The sequence below is a fragment of the Bacillus cereus group sp. BceL062 genome, from assembly GCF_051780025.1.
Taxonomy (GTDB): Bacteria; Bacillota; Bacilli; order Bacillales; family Bacillaceae_G; genus Bacillus_A; species Bacillus_A toyonensis.
The window spans coordinates 226,841-251,023 of sequence record NZ_JBPWGY010000001.1 but is presented as its reverse complement, the minus strand read 5'-3'; the positions used below and the strand labels follow the sequence as shown (position 1 = coordinate 251,023).

Genomic DNA, 24,183 nt, shown 5'->3' with positions numbered 1-24,183 from the left:
GTTTAAAGAAAATACCTCAAAGAGCAACTTTGTTCTTTGAGGTATTTTTTAATAACTATAATAAAAGATAACAAACTCCTAATTATTCCCCAAGTACCTTCTCAATCTCAACCTCTAAATCAACTGGCTTCGTTTGCGGCGCAAAACGCCCTACTACTTTCCCATCTTTTCCAATTAAAAACTTCGTAAAATTCCATTTCACTGCTTTCATACCGAGTAAACCTGGCGCTTGTTCTGTCATGTATGTATACAGAGGATGAGCCTTATCACCTTTCACATCAACCTTTGCAAACATCGGGAAGTTTACACCGTAGTTTAATTCACAAAAACTAGTAATGTCCGCTTCTGTACCTGGTTCTTGTCCTCCAAATTGATTACAAGGGAAACCGAGTATTTCTAGTCCTTGGTCTTTATATTTATCATATACTTCTTGTAATCCTTTATACTGTGGTGTAAATCCACATTTACTAGCTACATTTACAATAAGAAGTGCTTTTCCTTTGTAATCTTTTAAAGATTTATCTTCACCTGTTATTGTTTTAGCTGAAAAATCATAAACTGTCATTGTTCCTACCCCTCTCTATACTATTATTCTATGTTTATACTATACTACATTCGTGAATATACAGCTTCTATTACATACTTACACACCGAAATGATAACGCTTTATTTATGTTCGAAAATTCGACACAAACTACTAGACTTTTAGAATGGAAAGTTTTACAATTGAATTGTGAACAAAATGTGACAGTTTATATTCTATTATAATAGAAAAGGATGGTGTTCATTATGAAAACTGCACAACCTGAAACGATTTCAAATCGCGAGTTTTATTTCGTACTATATATGATGTTATTGTATGTTACTGGTTGGGTAATCGATGTAAATGGTTTATTTTTAAGCTCCTACTTTAATTTAGCAGGAGAGATTACGCTTCCGATCGTTGGTGGCATTGTTGGACTGTTCGTTATGTCTATCAATAAAGAACAAACGAAATAAAAACACTTTAAAAAGGCAGAAGACGAGCTTTCGTTTTCTGTCTTTTTTCTTTTTAGCGTATAATAGATACATACCATATATAAGGAGTGATAAGTATGAAAAAAGTAGAACAATTATCTTCTCACCTATATCTTATTGATGATTACGACTTACAACATAATGAACGAACAGGTACGTACGTTTTATTAGGTGACGATATTACTTTAATTGAAACTTGTGCAGCCCCTTCTCTTCCGTATATTTTAGAAGGCTTACAACAATTACATATTGATTTAAACGATGTAAAAAACATTATCGTAACACACGTTCATTTAGATCACGCCGGGGCTGCTGGTTTAATGATGGAAAAGTGCCCAAATGCTACCTTATATGTGCATTCTCGCGGCGCTCGTCATATGATTGATCCAACAAAACTCATTTTAGGCGCAAAAGCTGTATACAAAGAAGATTTCAATAAACTGTTTGATCCAATTCTTCCTATAGAAGAAGAACGTGTTCGTATTGTACAAAATGGTGATACGTTAAAAATTGCTGAAGACCGTACACTTACATTTTACGATACACCTGGGCATGCTAAGCACCATATTAGCATTCACGATTCATTAACAAACGGCATTTTTACTGGCGATACAATTGGCATTTATTATAGAGAACTCGCAGACGTTGGTATAGAACTATATCTCCCATCAACGTCTCCTTCACAATTCCAACCAGATGCGATGATTGCTTCAAAAAATCACATTCAAAGTATGAATGTAGATACTATTTATTTCGGTCATTACGGTGCATCATCCAATGTTACAGAAGTATATAACCAGCTTGAACATTGGCTACCTATTTTCGTTCATACTGGTAAAAAGGTCTTTGAACAGTATAATGATTTCGATGAAGCAACTAAAGCTTTACAAACTGCATTAATGGATAAGATTTCTTCTCACCTTACAAAATTAAACGTTCCATCAGATCATTCCATTTATAACATTTTACATCTAGATATGGAAATTAGCGCGATGGGCATTATTGATTATTTCACGAAGCAGGAAAAAGCAAACTCCACTATTAACTAACAGTAAAAGAAGAGATATACAACAGTAGTTATTGTATATCTCTTCTTTGAATATATTTTTAGTAAAGGATGGTGGAATGGAATGCAAAAAGTAATGCTATACCTCTGCTTTACATTATTTATCGTCTTATTATTATTTGTTGGAGTAAAAATTCAATTTTATTTAGATACAGACGCGCAGGTGAACTTTAACGTTTATCCAAGATTATTCTACTTTACACTCTTCCCTCTTATAGTTGGTATTTTATTACGGTTCCTTCAATCTATTAATTACGCAACGAGTAAACAAAACTGGAGCTTTCAGCCGGATAAATTTATTGCTATTACAGTGCCTACACTATTCATTTCCTTTTCCCCTGCATTACTCTTTTCACCACTTGGCGAATACTTACCTTATTTAGCTAATATCATTCTTATAAATACAACTTTTGTTACGATTATTAGTTTAATAGCTGGTTATTCACTATTAGATTGTTTTATACAAAAAGATACTGCAAATATGAAAAAATATAATTGATAACCAATTTTTAAGTGTTGCTGATTAGGACATTTTGTTTATAAGTGCGCTATTATTTGTAAAAATCGCCATAAATGAAAAGGGGAATTCTGTTAAAATAAAGTTGGTCGTATATTATGTCAAAATGCATTTTAACCAAGGAGATTTATTATGTATAAATTAGGGGCTTTCTCTTTTCTAACGGTTATCGCAAGTATATTTTCTTTCTTTATCCTTAGAGGACCTAATGCGAATTTAACGTTAATTATTGTGATTCTAAGTATACTTTCATTACTCGGTATTATTTTTGCAATCGCATCAAAAAATTGGTTATTCGGAATAGTTGGTACTGCATTAAATGGCGTAATATTATTAGTTGTATACTTCCTATTGCTAGCAAAAGGCATAGGTGGTTAATATATTTACGTTTCAATAAGAAAAGCTCAGAGCTTAGACTCTGAGCTTTTTTACTTATCTCACCTTTTCGTCTACATACTCCATAAACTGCTCCGCTTTCATAAATTTTTCTTTATATGCCTCAGGTACTTCTTCTAGTTTTATTGCACCGGTTGATTTTGTCTTCACTCGTACTATTTCATGTGTCATTAAAGCTTCCATATAGCGATCAAACTCTTCTTGCGTTAATACTTCTCTACTTGATTTATGACCATTTAATTTATCAAAGTATGGTTGAAGGCCCATACTTACCTTTTTCATTTCTTCTCTTTTTGCTGGTGATAATGCATCATAATCAATATTACCGTTCGAATCCCCGTACGCAAGCTTTGCATTTGTTAATTTCTTTAGTTCTTTTGTAAACTCTTCATATTCTTTCGCATCCATTTCATCTTTCGCTTCTGATAATTTTGCATTAAAACGCATATACGCTTCTAACGTCCTCGCTCCGGCGTGTTTTTTTAAATTCTCAAAAGATCCGTATATACCATCCGCCATAATAGATTGATACGCAAAACCAGTCGTCGGGATTAAAAGAGCTGCTGCAAGTACTCCTGCGATAAGGCGTTTTTTTCTCTTACTTCCACCACGCTTCATTTTTATTTGAACGATTACTTTTTCTTTCAACTCCGGCGGGGCAACAATCCTCTTGGCTTCTTCTTGTGAATAACCGTGTAAATATCTTAAGATAATAACTTGTTTCAATTTATACGGTAATTTATGAATGAGTTCGATTAGTTTTTGGTTTGATATTTTACTTACCAGATCGTTAGAAAAATCAATTTGTACTGGTTTTCTTTGCTCTTCTGCCTTTTTTATAATTCGTAGTCGCATCCACCTCTTTCTTCTATAAGAGTGAATTTGTTTAATCGCAAGTCCAATTAACCAAGGACGAAATGGCTTCTCACTATCATACTTACGAAGCGTTTCATATAGTTGTATGTATACTTCTTGAACGACATCATCTACATCTGTTTTATCTTCTATTAAAAAATGTGCTGTTTTATATACTTCTTGAATCGTTACATCATACAATTCGCTATACGCTTCTTTATTGCCTGATAAAGTTAATCGAATTAAATGCAAGTAATCTATTTCACCCTTCATATTCCAGCCCTCCTTTGTCTTACACTTTATATTGGCAAGTAATTCATATTTCGTTCGATTTTTTTAAAGTTTTTTATATAAATTAATATAATGATTCACTGAGTTCATAAGTTTCACTTATAACCTTGCATAACTATTATATAATTTTCCAATTTCTAATGACGCTTTAAAATGATTTATATAGTCAAATTTAGGAGGATATATGATGAAAGCTATCGTTGTAACGTCGTTCGGTGGTCCGGAAGTGATGAAATATACTGATGTGGATATGCCGACTATTTCAGACAATCAGGTGTTAATTCTTGTTGTTGCTACTAGTGTTAATTTTGCCGATATTAAATCACGTTATGGCAAAAAAGGAAATAAAACATTCCCTTTTATTCCAGGGATAGATGCCACTGGTATTGTAGAACGAGTCGGTTCTCAAGTTAAAAATATTCATCCTGGACAGCGTGTCATTGCTTTTCCTCAAAATGGATCTTACGCAGAATATATTGTTGCAAATGAAAACCTTACTTTCGTTTTACCTAATGAAGTTAATTTCCAAACTGCAGCCGCTTGCCCTATCATATCTTTTACAAGCTATAATTTACTCGCAAATGTTGCAAGGCTTCAACAAGGTGAATCTGTACTCATTCATGCAGCTGCTGGCGGAATTGGCACTACTGCTATTCAACTTGCAAAACTATTAGGGGCTGAAAAAGTTATCGGTACTGTCGGAAGTGAAGCAAAAAAAGAAATTGCTTTAGACGCTGGAGCTGATTGTGTTATATGTCATCAAGATGAAGATTTTGTAGAGAAGGTCAATGAGCTGACAAATGGCGAAGGGGTTGATGTAATTTTAGATTCTATTTCTGGAACGGTTTCGGAAAGAAGTTTAAAATGTCTTGCTTATTACGGACGCCTCGTTCATTTCGGCAATGCGAGCGGTGAAATTGGCAATTTCAAAACGAAAGACTTACACGCAAGTTGCCGTTCTATACTCGGATTCAGCTTCGGCACTACACGGAAAAAACGTCCTGAATTACTCCAAGAAACTGCAAATGAAGTTTTCCGTTATTTGCGTGATGGAAGTTTGCAAATTAAGGCTACAAAATCTTTTCCCTTTATAGATGCAGGGAAAGCACATGAATGGGTCGAAAGTAGAAAAAGTACAGGGAAAGTAATACTAAACGTTCAGTCCTCTTCCTGAAATGAATACTTGAAACAGAGGTGACATTCATGGGATCAAGAATTATGCATGTGATTATCGCTAACGGTATTGCTGAGAAACTATGTATTCAAGATAAAACTTCTTTCTTACTTGGAGCTGTAGCCCCTGATGCTGTTCATTCAAAAAAAGAAAAAGGCACCTCACATTTTTATGCCGGTACAACGAAGAACTATACGAGAAGAATAGATTATGATTCATTTATTCATAAATATGAAGAATATATAGATTCCCCATTTATTTTAGGCTATTACACCCACCTCATTGCCGACGATAATTGGCTACAAGGCTTTTTTCTACCTTGGCTAAAAAATCGAATAGAAAATGACGAAACTATCGCACCTATGTACTATAACGATTTTAAATTGTTAAATGCAAAGTTGCTTCATCATTACGACAAAGAACGACAGCTATTCTCTCTTCTTAATCAAGAGGCTCACATTGTGGATATCACAGAAGTTTCTAAAGAAAATGTTTTAGCTTTTCGAACATACCTTTTTGAAGATATGTTGTATCCAGAGCAACATTTGCATGAAGAATTACAGGTGTTCACGTTTAATCAAATTGTCGGTTATATTGAAACCGCTATTGAGAAAGGCGCTTTTTATATCGAACAACTGTCGAATAAAAAGTCCACTTCAAATATTTAATCCCCCTCATTTTATACGAGGGGGATTTTTCCATAACATCATTATTTGTTCTTTTCCATAACCGCAAAATAATTCCCTTCACTATCAGCAAAGTTAAACACTTTACCAGAAGGCATAGTTACCATTTCGCCAACTGTAACTTTTTTATTTGTTAAATCTGTATATAATTGATCAAGATTTTCTGAGAAGAACATTAAGGATGGTGTACCAAGATTCAATTCTGGGCTCATTTTCGAAATAACTTCTTTATTATGTAGTATGATACTCGTTTCTGCATCTTGAGTTGGAGCGATTTCAATCCATCTCATCCCTTGCTTGTTATCTTCCTCTGCTACTACATGAAACCCTACCTTTTCCGTCCAAAAATTTACTGCCTCATCTTGATTATTTACATATAACATAATTTGTCCGACTTTATGAATCATTTGTATTCCTCCTAATGGTTTTTATATTCTATGTAGGTTTCTACAAGTGCTATTGTTATTCCTTTTGAGTTGATATGTACTTCTTTACAAAATTTATCGACTTACTCGTTCACTACTTTACCAATGAACAAAATAAGACGTAACTACAAATAGTTACGTCTTTCCCATTATTTATCTAGGCTTTTTCTTCCCAGTAAATGCTGGTTTCTTTTTCTTCGGTGCTTTCGGTTTCGTTTCTACAAATGATCCGTTGAACATTTCTTGCTTCGTAAACACAATACCTAATTTTTTCGCAAATTGAAGTAATTTACGCTCTTCTTGTTCTGTTACAAGAGACACGACCGTTCCTTCTTTGCCCATACGTCCAGTACGTCCTGAGCGGTGAATGTATTGGTCTACAGTGTCAGGTAACTCTAAATGAATTACATGTGTTAAATCATCAATATCTATTCCACGTGCTGCAATATCAGTAGCAAGTAGAATTTCTAATTTTCCGCCGCGGAAAGCACGCATCGTCGCTTCACGTTCTTGCTTACTTGCCTCTGCATGAAGAGCTGCTGCTTTCATTTTACGGAATTTCAATTTCTGAGTAATTTCATCTAAACGGAATGGGTCATTTAAGAAAGCAACTGCTTTTACATCGCCCATATGCATAATTCTTCTTACGTAATCATTTTTTTCGCGTCGCTCACAAATGATATACGTATGCTCAACTAAGCTTTTTGACTCTGCACGTGTTACACGTACTAATTGTGGTTCAACTGCTAAATCACGTGCTGCATCTTCTGCTGCTTTTGTCATTGTCGCTGAGAAGAATACTAATTGACGATCGCGCATCGTTGATTTAATTACATCCTGTGCAGCACCCATCATCTTTTGTTTCACTATTTGATCGAACTCATCAAATACAATCGTTTTCACTTCATGCATCTTTAGCTTTTTCATACGAATTAATTCTAAAATACGTCCTGGTGAACCAACAATTACTTTCGGGTGTTTCTTCAATTTTTCCACTTGGCGCTTAATATCTGCACCACCAATTAAAGATGCACCTGAAATATCAGTTCCTGCTGTAAATTTTTGAACCTCTTCATGAATTTGCATGACAAGTTCACGCGTTGGAGCTAAAATAACAACTTGTGGCTGTTTTACTTCAGGATTAATTTTATGTAAAAGTGGTAATAAGTACGCTAATGTTTTTCCTGTTCCAGTTGGAGATTCAGCTATAACGTCTTGTCCTTCTAAAATAGTTGGAATCGCTTGTTTTTGAATTTCAGTTAATTCTTTAAAACCAGCCTTCTCCCAAGCTTGTTGTAAAAATGGTTGCATATCTTTTATCATTTGTTTTTCTCCTTTATCTCTATTTTTGAAGAAAATGCTGTATTGTTCGCACCGTTTCTATCATGTGTGAAATAACAGCTATTAAATCATCAACATGGTCTTCTGTAATCGCTTTTTGAAATAGAACCTCTACCTTATTATGATATGAAATCGCTTGCTTATTATATTCGTATGAAACTTTTTGCATAATCATTCTTTCTTTTCCCCATATAGAACGCATGAAAGTTTCAATTTCTTCGCATACTCCTTCTGGCTGTTCTATCGGGAATGAAAATGCTAACTTCATTTCACATCCTGGTGTAAACTGAGGCACTTCTAGTATTTCACCAGACAAGTTCTTTGCATCCACAGATAATGAAAATGTCGCTTCTACTAATGGTTCGAACGGTTCTGTTAACTGAAACGAGATATGATATATACGACTTAATGAAGCAAGGTCCATCATATCTTTTCGATCTGTTACAAGAATATCACCATGTAAGTCAAAATCATAAACAGCACCTTCTACGATTACTTTTAAATTGTCAAAAGCAGTTGGATCAAACATAATTTCCTCCAAAAAACAGGCGCCTTTCGATGGAAAGGCGCCACTTGATGTATATATAGTTTACAGATAAACGAGATGAATTACAACCTTTTAGAATAAACCTACTGCTTTTCCATCTTCATTTACATCCATTTGCAGTGCTGCTGGTTGTTTTGGAAGACCTGGCATAGTTAACATTGTTCCTGTTAATGCAACGATAAACCCTGCACCGATAGATGGTTTTAATTCACGAATTGTTACGATAAAGTCAGATGGACGACCTAACTTTGTTGCATCGTCAGAAAGAGAGTATTGTGTTTTCGCCATACAAATTGGTAGGTTACTCCAACCTTCTCCTTCGTATTGAGCTAATTGCTTACGTGCTTTCGGAGCAAAATCAATATCTTTTGCGCCATATACTTTTTGAGCAATTGTACGAATTTTTTCTTCTAATGGTAATTCTAATTCATAAAGTGGCGCGTAGTTATTTCCACCTTTTTCGATCTCTTTTAGTACTTTTTCAGCAAGGTCAACTCCACCTTGGCCACCCTTCTCCCAAACTTCTGTTAAGGATACTGCATAGCCACGCTCATTGCACCATTCTTGTAAGTATGTAACTTCTGCATCTGTATCTGTAATGAATTTATTAATTGCAATTACGAAAGGTACACCGAAGCTTTGAATTGTTTCAACATGCTTCTGTAAGTTCTCCATACCTTTTGCTAATGCATCTACATTTTCTTCTTTTAATCGATCTTTTGCTATGCCGCCATGCATTTTAAGCGCACGAATAGTCGCAACAATAACAACTGCTTCTGGTTTAATGCCAGCTGCACGAGCTTTAATATCTAAAAACTTCTCTGCGCCTAAATCTGCGCCGAATCCAGCTTCTGTAATAACATAATCACCTAATTTTGCTGCCATTGTTGTAGCGATAACACTGTTACAACCGTGAGCGATATTCGCAAATGGTCCGCCATGAATGATAGCTGGTGTATTTTCTAACGTTTGTACTAAGTTTGGTTTTAATGCGTCTTTTAGTAGTAATGTTAACGCACCTTCTACACCTAAATCTTTAACCGTTACAGGTTGATTTGCAAAGTTATAAGCAACTACGATGCGAGATAAACGTGCTTTTAAATCTTGAATATCTGTTGCAAGACAGAATACGGCCATAATTTCAGATGCTACTGTAATATCAAAACCGTCTTCACGTGGTACACCTTGAACTGGTCCACCAAGACCAATTACGACGTTACGAAGGGCACGATCATTTAAGTCAACACAGCGTTTCCAAACGATTTTACGCGTATCAATTCCAAGTGTGTTTCCTTGTTGGATATGATTATCAATAAACGCCGCTAACGCGTTATTCGCAGTTGTAATTGCGTGAATATCTCCAGTAAAGTGAAGGTTAATGTCTTCCATTGGTACAACCTGTGAAAAACCACCACCTGCTGCTCCGCCTTTTAGTCCCATCGTTGGTCCAAGAGATGGTTCGCGAAGTGCAATTACTGTTTTCTTACCAATTTTATTAAAAGCTTGACCTAAACCAACTGTTACTGTTGATTTACCTTCTCCAGCTGGAGTTGGGTTAATCGCTGTTACTAAAACAACTTTACCGTCTTTCTCATCCTGTAAGCGCTTAAAAATATCAAGAGATAACTTACCTTTATAATGCCCGTATGGCTCTAATTCATCTTCTAAAATATTTAAGTCAGCTGCAATTTCTTGAATCTTCTTCATACTCGCTTCTTGTGCGATTTCAATATCGGATTTAACTGTTGTAGTAGTTGTCATATACCCTAGTCCCCCTTTAATTGGTTCTGATGATATTGTATCAGTTTTTTGTATTTTCTGCACTTATTTACCTCCTAAAAATTCTTTCATTTCTTTATACGTTTTTTAACATAAATACCCATAAGAATGTTAAGGATTGTTGTAACTCTGTAGGTAGTTGACCTAGCATCTTTTCATTTACTCCGCGCTTATATACACCAATGCCATCTACAACTTCAAAACCTTGTTCTTTCGCTAACTGTTCAAATTCCCAAGGCATCATCGTATTACAAACAACGTCTTTGCCGTATAAACGAGGATAACTGTTCTCTCGAGGCTTTGCTGTCGGTCCTAAAATTGCAATACATGCGTATCCATCTTTCTTTAAAACACGTTTTATTTCATTTAATGCTTGTAATGGATTCTCAGTCCATTCTAAAGAGTTAATGGCCATAATCGCTTTAAATTGTTCATTTTCAAATGGTAAAGCGGAAAGATCTCCTTTCACAAAAGATAAATTTGAATCTTCCCCACGTTCTTTACCTTTTTGAATCATAATTTCCGATAAATCTACTCCAACTGCTTTATAGCCAACGCGACTTAATTTATATGTACCGTATCCATCACCACAGCCAACATCTAACACTTGAGCTTCTTTCTCCACGTACTGTTCAAAAAATGGAATAATTGTACTCCTGCTCCCGCTATCCCACATTTCCTGACTATTTTGATTCCAATATTCCGCACTACTATCCCACTTCTTCTCTGCTGATTCATGCCAATTGAATTTCGTCATACATTCCCCTACCTTCACGTATTATCATTCAATTCATTCTACATCATTTTCCAAAATCCCTGTTTATCTTCATAAGGAGATAGAGTGAAACTTTAATTAGTGGCGGTTTTATTCGTTCCCACTGATTATTAGCCCACACCAATCGAGCTTTTACAGGCAACCCGGCTCCTACATAACTTCTTTACTCTAGTCGAATTTTGAAATAGAAGTTTTACTGCCCGCAAATAGCGGGATAAGTAAGATAACAACGAAATCTATTTTCTCCATTTTTTGCTTTACTTGGGTTTAACTCATACTCATGCTCTTCTCATTTTGAAAGATACTATAGATACACCCAATTGAAAGAGAGGGATGTACATGCGAAGAAAGAGAAATCATCATTTTAAAAGTGGTGAAAAAAATGAAGAGTATGCAGCTGAAATATCTCCAGCCGGCATTCCAATTAGACATGAGCGCAAAGAAATTGCAAATGAAATAGAAGGTACAAATACCGGAGCAATGATAGGCTATGTCGCATTATTTCTTTCGTTATTCTCAATTGCTTTTTATCCAGTTACACTTGGTTCTCTTGCGATTTTAGTTGGTTTATTAGCTGTTAATTTCGGAGCAAGAACACTTGGATATACAGCAATTGGTTTTGGTAGTTTTTCTGTTTTATTTACTTTACTCTATCCGCTTGCTTTGTCAGCGTTTTAAAAAAACACACCAAGTTATACTTGGTGTGTTCATTCATGATACAACATAATATGACCGCATCCACAACAGTGCTTTGCTGTAATTTCTTGAAAGACCGGATAATTCTCTTCATCCCTATGTTCAATAAATACTTTTTCAAATCGATACATGTTTGGCGCATATGCCCAATCTTGTTTCGTACGAGCGTACAACGTTGAGGAAAAAAACTCCTCACCACCGCAAACGATGCATGTATTCTTCATCACTACCCCTCCTATGCTTGTCTTACTTCATCTATATGAACATAAGCATAAAAAAAAGACCTTCTATTACTAGAAAGTCTTTTCTGAAACAAAAAGAAATGTACCAAACATCCCTACTCCGCTATATTCTTTCGTAACACCAGCTTCTGTTTTAAACGTTTGCTTTACAGTCATAAAGAATACACCATTTCGTGCATCTGTACTTTCAAATTGTAGCTTTTCTTTTTTACCATCTACATTTTGTGTGCATTCAAAACTACTCTCATCACATTTCAACGCATACTTATCCTCTACATACGAATTAAAATCTGATTCTTTCGGACACGTAATAAGCAATATCGCCACGAGAATAATACTTACAATACCCACAATTGTATAATATTTCTTCATTTGTTCTCCTTTCAAATGACAAGAAAACTTGACTTCATGCGCCAAGTTTTCTTAGTCAACAACCCATTGCCACTCTTGTTCTTTCTTATCAAAAATGAGCCAACCTGTTTCTGTTGCTTCCTCTTTCAATTCATCGATATTATCTAGTACCTCATCCGTACTTTCATACGAACCAACTACATATACCGGAATTTCAAGACCTCTTCTTGACTCAATTTTCCCTGCTAAATCAATATAAAGACCATCTTCCATTAATGGAATAAGCCCCATAATCACTTCTTTTGAAATTGCTGGGAAAATTTTTGATTTTTGGAAGAAAGAAAAACGTTTCTTACCGAAAGCACCGAGTTTATAAGGAATGACTTTACTTAACATTCCAACAAAATCAGCAATTCTACGGTAATATACTTTGTTGTACCAACCGTCATCATGTGAAAAATAAACAAATCTATTTTTCAACAACGGAAAGAATGTTCTTGCAAGTGGTTCTTTTTTGTGAGCCAAATATAACAGTTCTGCAATTTCTTTTGGCTCTAATTCATCTAAATCGCTTGCATCATCAAAATCTACCCAACAAAATTCATCAAATTCATCAATCTCTGCTTGAATTAGCTTATGTATATTTTCTTCCTCAACATATTCAAATAAAGTATGATAATGAAAATCCGTCCATTCAAAGTTATGCTTCAAAAGCAAAACTTGATGAAGCGGTGAAGGGATGTTACTTGCAAACTCTTTAAACGTAATTCCTGATGTAATAAAACAATGACCTCGACGATTACCATTAATATATATCATATTCTTTACTTGGTCAGATCCTCCAGACAAAGCACCTAGCCACCTTCGTTTTATATGTTTCAATTCTATAGCATATTTTAACATGAAAAATTTTAGAAACATAGAAAAAACTTCAAAAACTATTTACAATTTCATGTGTTTTATTACATAGTGATTACAAGAAAAAACGCCTGCTCATAAGCAGGCGTTTTTAAAGGATTTCATCCGGGTTTTGAGGATGATGATTTCCCTCTTTCTTTTCATCTTTTTGGAACATCGATTGAATTTTATCAATTGTTTGTGGAGCTAATTCAATCATTTTTTCTGCTAAATGTGTCGCATTTTGTAAATGAAGAATATTTACTCCATCTTTATTCACCACAAGAAATGCTACTGGTGTAATAGAAACACCACCCGCGCTACCGCCACCAAATGCAGGGTTACCGTTCGCTCTTTGTCCATCATTCGTTTGGAAATCAGAACCTCCTGCTCCAAAACCGAACGCTACTTTAGAAACCGTTAACACCACACCACCGTCAGCCGTTTGAACAGGCTCCCCAACAATCGTATTCACATCGACCATTTCTTTTAAATTTTCCATTGCTGCTTTCATTAACCCTTGAATTGGATGATCCACCGTTCATAACCTCCTTTGTCATATCTTTCCTAGTTTTTCCGAAAGTTTGTGAACTAAACATAAAATTTTATATTGATTTCAAAAAACTTAAGTTGTAATATTTAGAAAAATAAAAAAAGAGGTCGATTCGTTATGATGCGAAAATTAACAAAGAAAGATCATGAACAAGTATTCGCTTACCTAAAAGAAGAAGCAGCCATTAACTTATTTATTATTGGAGATATTGAAGCTTTCGGTTATGATACAGATTTTCAAGAATTATGGGGAGTATTTGAAGAGAACGGAACATTAAAATCGATTTTACTTCGCTTTCACGATACATTTATACCGTATAGTAAAGAAGAGTTTGTGGTTACTGACTATGAGGCACTTCTTTCCGCATATAAGCCGCTTAAACTCTCTGGCAAGTCAACTATTGTAGAAAGATTTGAAACTACTCCAAGTGTACAACTAGGCGCCAAAAATGAAATGTATTTTTGCGAATGCCAAGATGACAACAACTTACCTAGCACACCAATTCATGAAACAATTAAACTTGCCTCACTCGATGATATAGAACGAATTATGAAATTACGAAGTGGCATCGCTGAATTCCCGACTGCAAATGAATCTGAAAAAATGTTAAGGCAAGCTATCGATACAAATACAGGACGTACATATTATATTGAAAAAGACGGTGCAATCATCGCATCCGCCTCAACTTCCGCTGAAAATTCATTATCTGCCATGGTTAAACAGGCGAGTTGAAGCTACCGAGGCAGGACAAGCCTCACAAGGTTGAACTGAATGGTTATCTATGACAGAAACAATATTCTCACAAGAGACCACTTTCTAGGTTACTCACAAGTAGCCTATGGAAGTGGTCTTTTTGTGCGTACTCAAGGAGGAAACTAAATGGCACTACTCAGATTTATGATTAAGGATTACCTAGAAGATAAAGAACTCAGTGGGCTAGCTCCTAGGACCATACAGAGCTACGGAGATACACTCAATGAGTTTTCTCACTGGCTCACTACCGAGAAGGAAATCATTAACATCGAGGATATTACTCCACAGGTTATAAAGAGCTACCTCCTCTACTGTTCCAAGGAGAGAGGAAACGCTGTAGTTACTCGCAATGGTAAACTCCAGCACTTGAAGACATTCTTTAGGTACCTAGAAGATGAGGACGTTATAGAGATCCGTAGCAATCCCACTAACAAAATTAAGCCTGCAAAGACGGACAAGACTATCAAGGTGTACTCCGATGAACAAATAAAGCAGATGCTTAGATACTACAGGAGGATGCGCTCTCGAGAAAATACGTTGTATAGCTACAGAGGTCATACCGTAATAGTCGTCCTCGCTGGTACAGGCATAAGACTAGGCGAGCTGGTATCAATGAGGTGGGATTCTGTGGATCTACTCAATAAAACTATCACTATCTTTGGGAAGAATCGCAAGAGCCTGTCTACTCCATTAACAGATAAGGTGGCTCGGGAGTTGTACGAGTGGAGATTATTCTGCGAGAAGTACTACATTAAGTTGCCTGCTCATCTGTTTAATGACCACAGAGGTAACCCACTCACAGTGAATGCTGTCAAGTTAATGTTCACCAGGCTGTCAGTTCGTATGGGATTCAAAACTACAGCTCACATGTTTAGACATACCTATGCGAGTAACTGTTTAAGAGCTGGCATGGACATATACACCTTGAGTAAGCTGATGCATCACTCCCAGATAAGAACTACTGAGGTTTACCTACATGCTTTCGGTAACTCGTTAGCTGAATCCAACGATAAGTATAACCCACTCAATAGGTTCGACCTATAAGTAAACACAAAAGAGCCCTGCTCTAGTTTGGCGGCCAGACAGGACTCTTTCACAAAATAACTATGGAGCTATTTGCTTATATTGTACTACCCTAAGATACACTCTGCAAGTAGCTCCTATTAAGGAGAATATACAATATGAAGGAACTACGAAAATATCAATCTTTTAATTCAATTAATGAGATGGACAATTCTATTAGTGAATACCTGTCAGTGTACAAACTTAAAGAGTCAGAATACACAGTACTATGGAAGCTTGCTTGTTACTCATGCAAATTCATAGGAGTCAGCTACCTTAAAGTAGACTCTTTAGCTAACCTCACGGGATACTCTAAACGCACTATACAGCGTGCTCTTAAGGGTTTATCTGAGCTAGGAATCATTACTCGCATCAACCAATTTAAGCCTATTAAAGGTGGCTATAGCGCTTCAATAACAGTAATCAATCCCTATGAGAGTCACCTCGCTAAGTCACCTTGCGAGGAAGCTGTAGAGCCTACTCCTGAGTGCACTGAGAAGTCTCCGTCTCATACAGATACAATTACTTACAAAACTAAAATCTCTAAAGATAATACATACGTAAACGAGTTAGGCATAGACCACTTAGTAGCTGCTGGTGTTCCTACTGAGTTCGCTAGCTTGGCTATCTCCTACTTTGATGCAACTAAGGTGTACAAACTGTGGAGTCGTGTTCAATTGGCTGCTCGAAAGTATGCACCTGATCTAGTTGATACTGCAGAGGTGGCCATCTCAGGTTTACGAGCTAGTGTGCTTGCTAGCAAGGCTAAACGTGTACGTGATTTCAATGGTTACTTCTATGGAGTTCTGGCTCAGAAATTATCTACTGCTCAGCGATCTCTTAAGTGCAAACTTTTCAACTTTCTTCAGTAGCATTACTGTAGGTAATAATCCCTCCTATCTGGTTGTTGTCCTATAGCTCTTTAACACAGGAGGTATCTCTATTTAGCTATGCCCGATTGGTTACTAGGGTGGCATTGCATCTGGTTCTTGTACGATTATCCAATTTAGGATAGTCCTGAGTAGGTTGTACCTGCAGAGCAGGCAACTGATTAGGTATATGCTCGATTGAATGCCATATGATGTAAAATAACATCTCCATTTTCGAATCACTCCATAAAAAAATCTCCAGATTCTCCTGTGCGGAGTTTTATTAGTACCCTTATGTTTGCACCTAAACAAGTTATACCATTTGTAATGAGCTTGTACGAACTCTAAAGAGTTTTACACTTATTCGAGCTTTCTTTGGTAACCAAAAAGAGGTAGCTAACATAATTGGCTGTAAGGATAAACTGTGAGGCAAAGAAAGGGATTTAAAAAAAATTTTAAAAAAAATATTGACGGTTCTAGAACTTTTAATTAATATGTAATTAAGCCACTCAGGGAATGGGGTGAACATGGCAATTGGAAAGTAAGCAACAAAAGTTTTACGGTAAAGTCAAAGACTTTTACGAACTGGAGTCCATCGAGGATGCTAAGAGGTTTTATACAGCTTTTAATCAACTCAACAAGATCAACACTGTAGATAAAGCTAATAAGATCGATAAAATGTTAACTCGTATGTATGCTGGTAAGAAGTTAACTGACTAACCTAAAACTACACAAAACAAAATAGCCCTACTCGGTAGTTATACTTTGGCGAGTATACCGAACAAGGCTACGCAATTCAGTCGAACCTATAAGGCTCTTTCCTCCCTATGGTATCACGAGCAGGAATAGCTGTAAAGGTTCGACCTCACAGGAGGCGAATAAGTTGAAACTTAAAAATTGGGTTAAATCAACCTTAGTAGCTGGCAGCAGCATAAGCTTTCTTTACGCAGTCGGTTACATCGTTTCACTCATGATTGTACACCTGTAAGCATGACCTATCTCGTGTAAACAAATAAAAACTAAAGGGAGAGATTTTTTATGACAACAAATACTATTCAACCAACTAATTTAGATATCGCTATGGAGGAGATCGATACTCTAGTATCCAACTTCCAAGACTCACTATCTCGCATTACTAATAAAGTTTGCACAGTAGATACATTCCAACTAGACCTTACGTATGTAGTTATCTTACGAGCTGGCAAAATCTCTAAAACTCTTAGTTTTATTTTAAACGAAATAACTGAGGAGGAATGTCAATGAAAAAGCGAATAGTTGTTTTCCTGTCCAGCATTATCCTGCTGAGTGCCTGCAACAGTTCTACAATCTCCGAAGAAGAATACAACTCCCTAGAGGAAGGGATGACACTCTCAGAGGTTGCAGACCTGGTGGGCGGAAAAGGAGAGCGCACCAACTCTAACGGCTACATAGACGTAACCTACGATGGTGACGGAGAGGAAACTGGTGAGATTGACTTTGCAGTAATGATATTCGAGAAGGGTAAACTACTGGGGTGGGATCGAAAAGATAATAACTAAGGGGGAAGAAACTAAAATCTCTATGCCACTCCCCCTCGGGCTGGCTCTCATTGAGTCGGCTCTTTTGTGTTCTTCCTCAGGCTTAACATTATGATAATTGAAATTATTTTTCCACACTCATGCTCGCTCTACATTAACTTCTGCTTTATTTATTTTGGAAATCAGTATAAGATTCAACTCCTAGTACCACCTTCACACAAACCAATACGCCCCCTCACCTATTTATTCTCTCTATAAAGCTACACCCTAAAAAGTGACCACCCTATAGTTATGATTCTCGAGGCATAACAAAAGAGGTGAGAACCCTTAGAAATAGGTCGCCACCTCTATAGGAAACATAACACGAGTTGTAATACAACCTAGCAGGAATCCCTTAAAAAAATTATCAGGCTTATTGATTTCTTTTCTTCCCAACAAAACGTTACTTTACCCCTATGCTTTCCATAAATTACAACAGATCTATCAACACACCAAATTTATTAATAAATTCTCGATTTGCTTTTTCCTGTTCCTTTTTGAGGAGATTACTATTATACCTAGTAGAAAAAAGATTTACTATTTCACTTAATCTCCAGTTAGAAAAAGATGTATTCTTAATATCAACTCTATTCTTTTTAATCATAATCGTTTGTTTAATAACACCTAAAAGTTTTATATTTTCCTGCGTAAAATAAATATCTCCATATATACTATGATCATTAATCGTTTGCTCTATAACGTAACAATAATATTTTACTTTTTTGTTATCTAATTCAAGTAATTTAGATAACACGAGTAATAGGTAACCTTCGACAATTTTTCTATTACTTTTATCATTGTCTTTTATTTGAAGATATAAGGTTGCCAACTTAGCAGCAACTATCAAACAAGCAAAGTATATTGAATTGTTATTATAGTTATTTAAGAAGTATAACGCTCTCCCTTTCTTATTTTCTTGCATTATTAATAGTAATAAATTACTAAGTGGCATCCCTATCAAAGATAGATCTTCTTCATTATATTTTTTAAGTTCCCGACCTACCTCATAATACTTTATATCCCTTGTAAAATAATCTCCTATATCAAAGGACATCATTCTAAGAGACTCAAAATATTCAAAAACTCTTTTTGATTTTTCTAAGTCGTCAAATTTTGTATTTTTATCAATCAAATTATAATAATCAATCATAAAGTCCCCATATAAAGGATATAAATATAACATATCTTTTAACTTTCCTAACCGTGTGTAAGAAAAATCATTATTTAATTTAAAATATCCATATTTCATTGTGAACCTTATGGAATTTAGTAATATATCTTTATTCTGTTCAAAAACCACTTTACTTTCCGCAACAGAAATCCTAATAAATATTTTTCTTAAAAGTAGATTGATTTGAGCAGAAGATAAATACACTTCGTGCGAAATAAACAAAGCTATCATTTTATTATATTGATTAATTGAATCTGTATATAATTCTTTTTTAATTAACTCTTCAATTGCAGTGACCCACATTAGAATAATATCAGATTCATATATAGTCTCAGTATAATTTTCTTGAACCTTATATTTATGATTTACCAACGATAAATTAGTGATTTTCTCATATACATAAAGATTCCTTTTATATTCTACATCTCCTCGAAGAATTTTTTCTATAGTGTCTTCATTTAAATTATACAGATATTCTGAAAAACGCACCCCAGACTTCCATACTATTCTAGGTTTACATACTAACTTTGTATTCTCTCGGTTATATATACTAACAATCTTATTAGCACTTAATTTTTGGCTATTAGAGTAGAAAATGATTTTTATAATTAATAAAGTTAATAAAGATAAAGTAATTAAGAACACATATAAAATTGCACTAGAAGAGCTATCATTAATATATAGCGTAATATTTATAAACAGGAAGAAAAAGACAGAAAGACTTATAAATTTAATGTTCCCTAAGATAGATCTGGCAAATACAATTTGATAAATAGATGTTCCGAGAATTTTTTCCTTTTTCAGATTTATTATCAATGAAAATAAAGACAAAATAATAAACGTAACACTTATTTGTGAAAATAAAAATTGTCGATTTAGTTCTTGATTTACATTAGGTAAACGACTTAAAATACTCCCTATCCATTCCAAATTTAAAATCTTTAATTGCTGTAATAATGCCAAAGTTATAAATAAAACTACTCCTATTTCTATAAATTTAATAAAGCTATTTAATGAATAGATTAGAGGAAACTTCATCTTCCCTTCAACTTTATAATACTTTATTTGACAAGCCTTTTTCATCTTCCTCATTCTATAATTGAAACTTTGAATTTTCCCCAGCTTATTTCCCTCGCTTTCTCATAAAAAATACTTAATTTAGATTCTTTTCTTGTCTTTCTCTTAAAGAACTTATCTCAATTTAATACTAATTATGGCAGTTATCCTCTTTTCAAACAATGACAAACTTCTCTGTATGGTCTTTTCCCTTCTCATTAGTATAACCTACTATAACTTTATAAGTCTTCACCTATTCCCTCCTAAGAGTGAGATAGCGTGCAATAACCCTACAGCCTTCAAACTATAGAACAGAGCACCTGCTAGAGCAAAAGCAAATAAGATATATAAGGCGTCCTTTGCGTATACTAACGTGATTCTTTCAACGTGGTAGCTCTGTATATTTCTTTCTCATTAGATGACCCTCTCCCCTATTCAATTACTGAAGGAAACGTAACTCAGCTCGCTCCTCTGTGGATACTGCATCGTACTCGAGTTGAGTATGCATTTCATTAGTCATCTTCCTCTCTCATTTAATTTAAGTAGACGTTTTCTCTGTAGACTTTCTCAGCGGTCTTCTCTAGCTTTACACTAATAAGGGTACTAAACCTTCCTGAGAGCTTTCTTATAGGTTCCTTCAATCTGCCTCGTGAGTGCATCTTAGGATTACCTCCAGAGTATATGTACTTAGTACACTCATAGGTTTCCCCTCAGATTTATACTTTATGGTTACAATGAAATAGCTCACCTTATTTAACCCCTCTCCGATTATACTTCTTCATATTTAAATCTCTCTTACCTTCCCTGCTTAGGGCGTGTCTCTTATATTCGAACTCACTAATCTCATAGGATGTAACCTCACCTAGTTCGCCATCAACCTCAACCAAAGTTTCTCTGTAGGTTTTCTCACTTACTTCTCTATACAGCTTCATTACTAACTGGATATCATCCTCAGTTTTAAAGTAGTGGTTAACCTCGAATTGTTCTTCATTATGCTTGTAAGCTACCGCTACTGTGAAATACTTTACCATCGTCCGTCTCTCCCCTTCGTTTATTCCACTAGGCAACCTAGAGGTAGAACGAGCTACCTCATTAGTTATCCTGTAGGGTGTACCTTAAAACTTTCTGATTGACTGCTGAAGGCCTCCATAGTCGAATCTTGATCCAGTCTGTGCAGTATCAGCTACCTCACGAGATACTTGGTTGATACTAGCTTTCAAGTCCTCTCCATTGATATCTACCTCGCCTTTGTGGATATGCACTACTACTATTTTGCTACGTCCTCCAGTGAACGCCTCTAAACCTGTACCCGCTAAGGCAACATCAGCTTGATTAGCAACTCCTCCGAAGGCTCTACCCATAGATCTCTCCATAGCACCTACCTGAGTTAGTGCTGCGTTGTACCAAGTAGGAAAGAATGCTTCACCTGACTTGTCTAAGTCTGATAGAGGACCTTTCTTCGCAGGAGAAAACGGTAAGTAAGCTCGGATGTTAGACATACCTCTAGAGACCGCTGATACAGCGTCTCCGAAGCCTGATGTGATACCACTTACGAATGAACCAAGCAGACCTTTACCTGAGTTGTAGAAAGTTCTAAAGAACCCAGTGAACTGGCTCACCATACTTTGGATTCCGCTGCTAACTTTGTACACCGCATCGTTAAACCCGTTAGCTATTCCTTCTTTGAATCCATTCATCATATTGACAGCGGCTCTTCCCATCGAGCTAACTTTATCCTCCGCAACTCTAACCATATCGTTAAACTTCTGTTTAGTGTCATTTACCATCTGGTTAAGCTTGTTAACTGCATCCGTTTTCATCTGCTCGTATTTCTGGATAGCTTTATTTTTCATTTCTTCAGCCTTGTTGGAAGCATCCGTCTTCATTTGCTCCCACTTCTGAGCTGCGTCAATTACTAAACTTACAATTTTCTGTACAGCTTCCCTCTTAAGTTCCTCGTATTTTTGAGTTACTTTGTCTTTCATCTCCTGAGCTTTAGCTTTGGCGTCCTCAACTGTTTGGTTCCAACTCTGCTTAGTTTCAGCCCACCATTTTTTAGCCCCGTCAACCATCTCGCCGTAGGCTTTGATGATCTTAGCTTTTCCGTCGTCCCACTGTTTTTTCATCACATCCCACATCTGCTTGCAGAACTTAACAACCTCATCCCAGTTTTTATAGAGCAGGACACCTGCAGCGATTAACCCTACAATGAGAGCAACTATCCAAGTTATTGGGTTAGCCCACAGAGCAGCGTTGAATAGTAACATTGCGGTTCTACATAAAGTTAAAACTGCTTGAGAGTTCTTAAGGAACGTAATTAAGTTTTTCAGTGAACCTACTACACTACTGATTATCCCTACGAGAGCGGAAACCCCCATGAACGCTTTAAAACCTACCCACGCTGCTGCTATTATAGGTATTAACCAATTAGCGTTATCTGCTACGAGCTTGATAGCTGCCGATACAAGACCTAAGACGGTATCTAAAGCACCCGACTCTCTCGCCCACTGTAAGAAGTCTGCTGTTAATTGTAAGACTTGCAACGATACAGGATATAACGCTTGGACAATATCCCACAGAGTTAACACTAATTGTCCGATTAGATTCATAATGACAGGTGTACTTTCTTGTACTTGCTTAACGAAGTTCTGAAAAGCTGGATTACTCTGTAGACCAGCAGCCCACTTGGCGAACTTATCAGTCAAACTAACCATTCCATCCCCTAGCTGCATCCCTAGTGGAGTGAAGGCTATCATGATATCCCCTAATCCTTTAAGGATGTTACCTGCTGATATCATTACCTTTTCAAACATAGGTACTGCAAATGTGTTCATATGCTCGAAGAACTTATCAGCTTTACCTTGAGTAATTCCTTCATTCATTTTGCCAATCATATTAGAGAAGGACTGTCCGACTCCTTGGAAGGCAGGGAACAATTTAGTCATAGTCAAACGGAGGAAATCTGTGGAGTTAGCCACGAGGCTTAACGTAGTAGGAGCCATCTTGTTTTCCATATCTCGCCAAGCATCACTAAGTTGGTTCATAGCTACTACAGCTTTCTTTTCCTCCTCAGTTAGGTCTTCCATGATAGCCTGCACGAGGGCCATCTGCTTAGCGTATCCTTTAGTGTCCCCAGCGATCAAAGCTGCATTAGCCTTGAGCTGGGCTTCTTCCAGTTGTTTGGCGGTCTCCACAGTCTTTCCTATCGTGGTATATGCCAGTGCTCCGAACCCTGCGGCAGCTACCCCAGCAGTACCGAACAGGGAAGCGACTGCGCCGAGTCCGCCTAACAGAGCTGGAGTCATTGCAGAAGCGCCTATCGTGATACCCCCTATGATAGCTTGCATCTTTCTAGCCTCTGTTGAGGTGTTCCTGAAAGTATTACTAGCTCTGTCTTGAGCTTGTATCATAATATCTATAACTGAAGCCATTTAGTTTCACATCCTTTCAGTTATGAGAACGCACCAAATAGCCTACCTGCAAAGTAGGCTAGAGAGTTGTCGTCCTCACTAGTTATTAATTATCAAACAACTGATTGTAGATATTTACGTTAGATGGATTACCAGCATTCTCCTTAGACTTACGGAACTTACGAGATAACCCTAAATCGTCTAACAGTTTGACAGCCCTATTCTCAAAGTCAACCATACTAACTTTCTCGTTAACCGCATACTTCATAGATGTACCATTCTTTCTCCAGCTCTTAATGAAGTTAATGAGAGCTAGGTCTAACTTGGTAATGTCTAGTGGGTCTAAGTCGTAATTCTCCTTGTACCACTCTAAGTTGTCGCTATACCAGTTCTTTTCGTCCTCGGTTAAGTTGGCTAGGAAATCCTTTTGGTACAATCCATGAATAGGTGCTCGTCCTTTAGCTAAGTTTTCTTTCATCTTCTTCTTTCCCTCCTCAGTTTTAGCTCCCGTAGATTTCCCTCCATGCCAGTTACAACGGAGATTAATCTCATTAGATGGCTTAGTAGTACATACCTTGTTCTTCATGATTGCTCCACAGATACTCACTTCCTTCCGTAACTTCTCCTTGATAGCTGCCATCTCCTCAGATTCTCTGTTGAGGTCACCACTCATGAGCCTGTCTCTTATCTCATTGGTA

The 24,183-nt window shown here is 36.3% G+C and carries 27 protein-coding genes and 1 pseudogene; 13 read left to right on the top strand and 15 right to left on the bottom strand.

Annotation, left to right across the window (positions count from 1 at the left end; translation table 11 throughout):
• Positions 1–82: 82 nt before the first annotated feature.
• A complete protein-coding gene (gene bsaA / locus ACS2MN_RS01280; RefSeq protein WP_000219431.1) occupies positions 83–565 on the bottom strand; it encodes a glutathione peroxidase in 483 nt (160 codons plus the stop codon).
• Between the two features lie 224 nt (positions 566–789).
• Between bsaA and ACS2MN_RS01275 the strand changes: the two genes are divergently transcribed.
• The 4 genes from ACS2MN_RS01275 (at position 790) to ACS2MN_RS01260 (ending at position 2,978) form a co-directional block, all read left to right on the top strand.
• On the top strand, positions 790–999 hold the full coding sequence (locus ACS2MN_RS01275) for a DUF3925 family protein (protein WP_000844989.1): 210 nt from the start codon (positions 790–792) through the stop codon (positions 997–999).
• A 95-nt stretch (positions 1,000–1,094) separates the two neighbouring features.
• Positions 1,095–2,066, top strand: coding sequence for an MBL fold metallo-hydrolase (locus tag ACS2MN_RS01270; RefSeq protein ID WP_346994265.1), 972 nt, complete (start codon positions 1,095–1,097; stop codon positions 2,064–2,066).
• 81 nt (positions 2,067–2,147) lie between these two features.
• Positions 2,148–2,582, top strand: coding sequence for a hypothetical protein (locus ACS2MN_RS01265; RefSeq protein ID WP_001174537.1), 435 nt, complete (start codon positions 2,148–2,150; stop codon positions 2,580–2,582).
• A 150-nt stretch (positions 2,583–2,732) separates the two neighbouring features.
• Positions 2,733–2,978 carry a hypothetical protein gene (locus ACS2MN_RS01260; RefSeq protein WP_000277246.1) on the top strand — a complete coding sequence of 82 codons (246 nt, stop codon included), beginning with the start codon at positions 2,733–2,735 and terminating at the stop codon, positions 2,976–2,978.
• Positions 2,979–3,032: 54 nt separating this feature from the next.
• On the opposite strand, the gene ACS2MN_RS01255 is transcribed toward ACS2MN_RS01260, so the two are convergent.
• Positions 3,033–4,124: a DUF3600 domain-containing protein gene (locus ACS2MN_RS01255; RefSeq protein ID WP_438894649.1), complete on the bottom strand. Its 1,092-nt coding sequence runs from the start codon at positions 4,122–4,124 to the stop codon at positions 3,033–3,035.
• 205 nt (positions 4,125–4,329) lie between these two features.
• On the opposite strand from ACS2MN_RS01255, the gene ACS2MN_RS01250 reads away from it, so the two are divergent.
• Entirely contained in the window at positions 4,330–5,316 is a 987-nt protein-coding gene (locus tag ACS2MN_RS01250; protein ID WP_346994267.1) for a quinone oxidoreductase family protein, read from the top strand.
• A 29-nt stretch (positions 5,317–5,345) separates the two neighbouring features.
• A complete protein-coding gene (locus ACS2MN_RS01245; protein ID WP_346994269.1) occupies positions 5,346–5,984 on the top strand; it encodes a zinc dependent phospholipase C family protein in 639 nt (212 codons plus the stop codon).
• A gap of 41 nt (positions 5,985–6,025) precedes the next feature.
• Here ACS2MN_RS01245 and ACS2MN_RS01240 read toward each other — a convergent pair whose 3' ends face one another.
• The 5 genes from ACS2MN_RS01240 to ACS2MN_RS01220 form a co-directional block, all read right to left on the bottom strand.
• Entirely contained in the window at positions 6,026–6,409 is a 384-nt protein-coding gene (locus tag ACS2MN_RS01240; protein WP_000581483.1) for a VOC family protein, read from the bottom strand.
• Between the two features lie 171 nt (positions 6,410–6,580).
• Positions 6,581–7,750 carry a DEAD/DEAH box helicase gene (locus ACS2MN_RS01235; RefSeq protein WP_000588603.1) on the bottom strand — a complete coding sequence of 390 codons (1,170 nt, stop codon included), beginning with the start codon at positions 7,748–7,750 and terminating at the stop codon, positions 6,581–6,583.
• A gap of 19 nt (positions 7,751–7,769) precedes the next feature.
• Positions 7,770–8,297, bottom strand: a complete 528-nt coding sequence (locus tag ACS2MN_RS01230) for a hypothetical protein (RefSeq protein ID WP_000460213.1) — start codon at positions 8,295–8,297, stop codon at positions 7,770–7,772.
• Positions 8,298–8,387: 90 nt separating this feature from the next.
• On the bottom strand, positions 8,388–10,076 hold the full coding sequence (locus ACS2MN_RS01225) for a formate--tetrahydrofolate ligase (protein WP_088056086.1): 1,689 nt from the start codon (positions 10,074–10,076) through the stop codon (positions 8,388–8,390).
• A 94-nt stretch (positions 10,077–10,170) separates the two neighbouring features.
• Positions 10,171–10,851 carry a class I SAM-dependent methyltransferase gene (locus ACS2MN_RS01220; RefSeq protein WP_000160055.1) on the bottom strand — a complete coding sequence of 227 codons (681 nt, stop codon included), beginning with the start codon at positions 10,849–10,851 and terminating at the stop codon, positions 10,171–10,173.
• Positions 10,852–11,208: 357 nt separating this feature from the next.
• On the opposite strand from ACS2MN_RS01220, the gene ACS2MN_RS01215 reads away from it, so the two are divergent.
• Positions 11,209–11,547, top strand: coding sequence for a hypothetical protein (locus tag ACS2MN_RS01215; protein WP_001253195.1), 339 nt, complete (start codon positions 11,209–11,211; stop codon positions 11,545–11,547).
• A gap of 29 nt (positions 11,548–11,576) precedes the next feature.
• Here the strand turns inward: ACS2MN_RS01215 and ACS2MN_RS01210 are convergent, their stop codons facing one another.
• The 4 genes from ACS2MN_RS01210 to ytfJ all read right to left on the bottom strand — a co-directional run bounded on the left by ACS2MN_RS01210 (position 11,577) and on the right by ytfJ (position 13,593).
• On the bottom strand, positions 11,577–11,789 hold the full coding sequence (locus ACS2MN_RS01210; protein WP_000798747.1) for a hypothetical protein: 213 nt from the start codon (positions 11,787–11,789) through the stop codon (positions 11,577–11,579).
• Between the two features lie 69 nt (positions 11,790–11,858).
• Entirely contained in the window at positions 11,859–12,179 is a 321-nt protein-coding gene (locus tag ACS2MN_RS01205; protein ID WP_000761187.1) for a hypothetical protein, read from the bottom strand.
• A 51-nt stretch (positions 12,180–12,230) separates the two neighbouring features.
• Positions 12,231–13,007 carry an oxalate:formate antiporter gene (locus tag ACS2MN_RS01200; protein WP_000014090.1) on the bottom strand — a complete coding sequence of 259 codons (777 nt, stop codon included), beginning with the start codon at positions 13,005–13,007 and terminating at the stop codon, positions 12,231–12,233.
• A gap of 160 nt (positions 13,008–13,167) precedes the next feature.
• Positions 13,168–13,593, bottom strand: a complete 426-nt coding sequence (gene ytfJ, locus ACS2MN_RS01195; protein WP_000349987.1) for a GerW family sporulation protein — start codon at positions 13,591–13,593, stop codon at positions 13,168–13,170.
• A gap of 132 nt (positions 13,594–13,725) precedes the next feature.
• Between ytfJ and ACS2MN_RS01190 the strand changes: the two are divergent.
• From ACS2MN_RS01190 to ACS2MN_RS01165, 6 genes and pseudogenes are all read left to right on the top strand, one after another.
• Positions 13,726–14,325 (top strand): annotated as a pseudogene (locus ACS2MN_RS01190) (GNAT family N-acetyltransferase); the annotation flags it as partial.
• Between the two features lie 162 nt (positions 14,326–14,487).
• Positions 14,488–15,405, top strand: a complete 918-nt coding sequence (locus tag ACS2MN_RS01185; protein WP_438894648.1) for a tyrosine-type recombinase/integrase — start codon at positions 14,488–14,490, stop codon at positions 15,403–15,405.
• 137 nt (positions 15,406–15,542) lie between these two features.
• Positions 15,543–16,295: a helix-turn-helix domain-containing protein gene (locus ACS2MN_RS01180; RefSeq protein ID WP_346994272.1), complete on the top strand. Its 753-nt coding sequence runs from the start codon at positions 15,543–15,545 to the stop codon at positions 16,293–16,295.
• A gap of 531 nt (positions 16,296–16,826) precedes the next feature.
• Positions 16,827–17,012, top strand: a complete 186-nt coding sequence (locus ACS2MN_RS01175; protein ID WP_000444252.1) for a hypothetical protein — start codon at positions 16,827–16,829, stop codon at positions 17,010–17,012.
• Positions 17,013–17,330: 318 nt separating this feature from the next.
• A complete protein-coding gene (locus ACS2MN_RS01170) occupies positions 17,331–17,555 on the top strand; it encodes a hypothetical protein (RefSeq protein WP_346994273.1) in 225 nt (74 codons plus the stop codon).
• Positions 17,552–17,830, top strand: a complete 279-nt coding sequence (locus ACS2MN_RS01165) for a hypothetical protein (protein WP_346994274.1) — start codon at positions 17,552–17,554, stop codon at positions 17,828–17,830. Before ACS2MN_RS01170 ends, ACS2MN_RS01165 begins: the two co-directional genes overlap by 4 nt.
• 448 nt (positions 17,831–18,278) lie before the next feature.
• Here the strand turns inward: ACS2MN_RS01165 and ACS2MN_RS01160 are convergent, their stop codons facing one another.
• From ACS2MN_RS01160 to ACS2MN_RS01145, 4 genes are all read right to left on the bottom strand, one after another.
• Positions 18,279–20,102: a hypothetical protein gene (locus tag ACS2MN_RS01160; RefSeq protein ID WP_346994275.1), complete on the bottom strand. Its 1,824-nt coding sequence runs from the start codon at positions 20,100–20,102 to the stop codon at positions 18,279–18,281.
• A 722-nt stretch (positions 20,103–20,824) separates the two neighbouring features.
• The gene (locus ACS2MN_RS01155) at positions 20,825–21,106 is read right to left on the bottom strand and encodes a hypothetical protein (protein WP_346994277.1); all 282 of its coding nucleotides are present in this window, start codon (positions 21,104–21,106) and stop codon (positions 20,825–20,827) included.
• An 84-nt stretch (positions 21,107–21,190) separates the two neighbouring features.
• Entirely contained in the window at positions 21,191–23,506 is a 2,316-nt protein-coding gene (locus ACS2MN_RS01150) for a hypothetical protein (RefSeq protein WP_346994278.1), read from the bottom strand.
• Positions 23,507–23,591: 85 nt separating this feature from the next.
• Positions 23,592–24,071 (bottom strand): HGGxSTG domain-containing protein, encoded by a 480-nt coding sequence (locus ACS2MN_RS01145; protein WP_346994280.1) that lies wholly within the window; start codon positions 24,069–24,071, stop codon positions 23,592–23,594.
• Positions 24,072–24,183 lie beyond the last annotated feature (112 nt).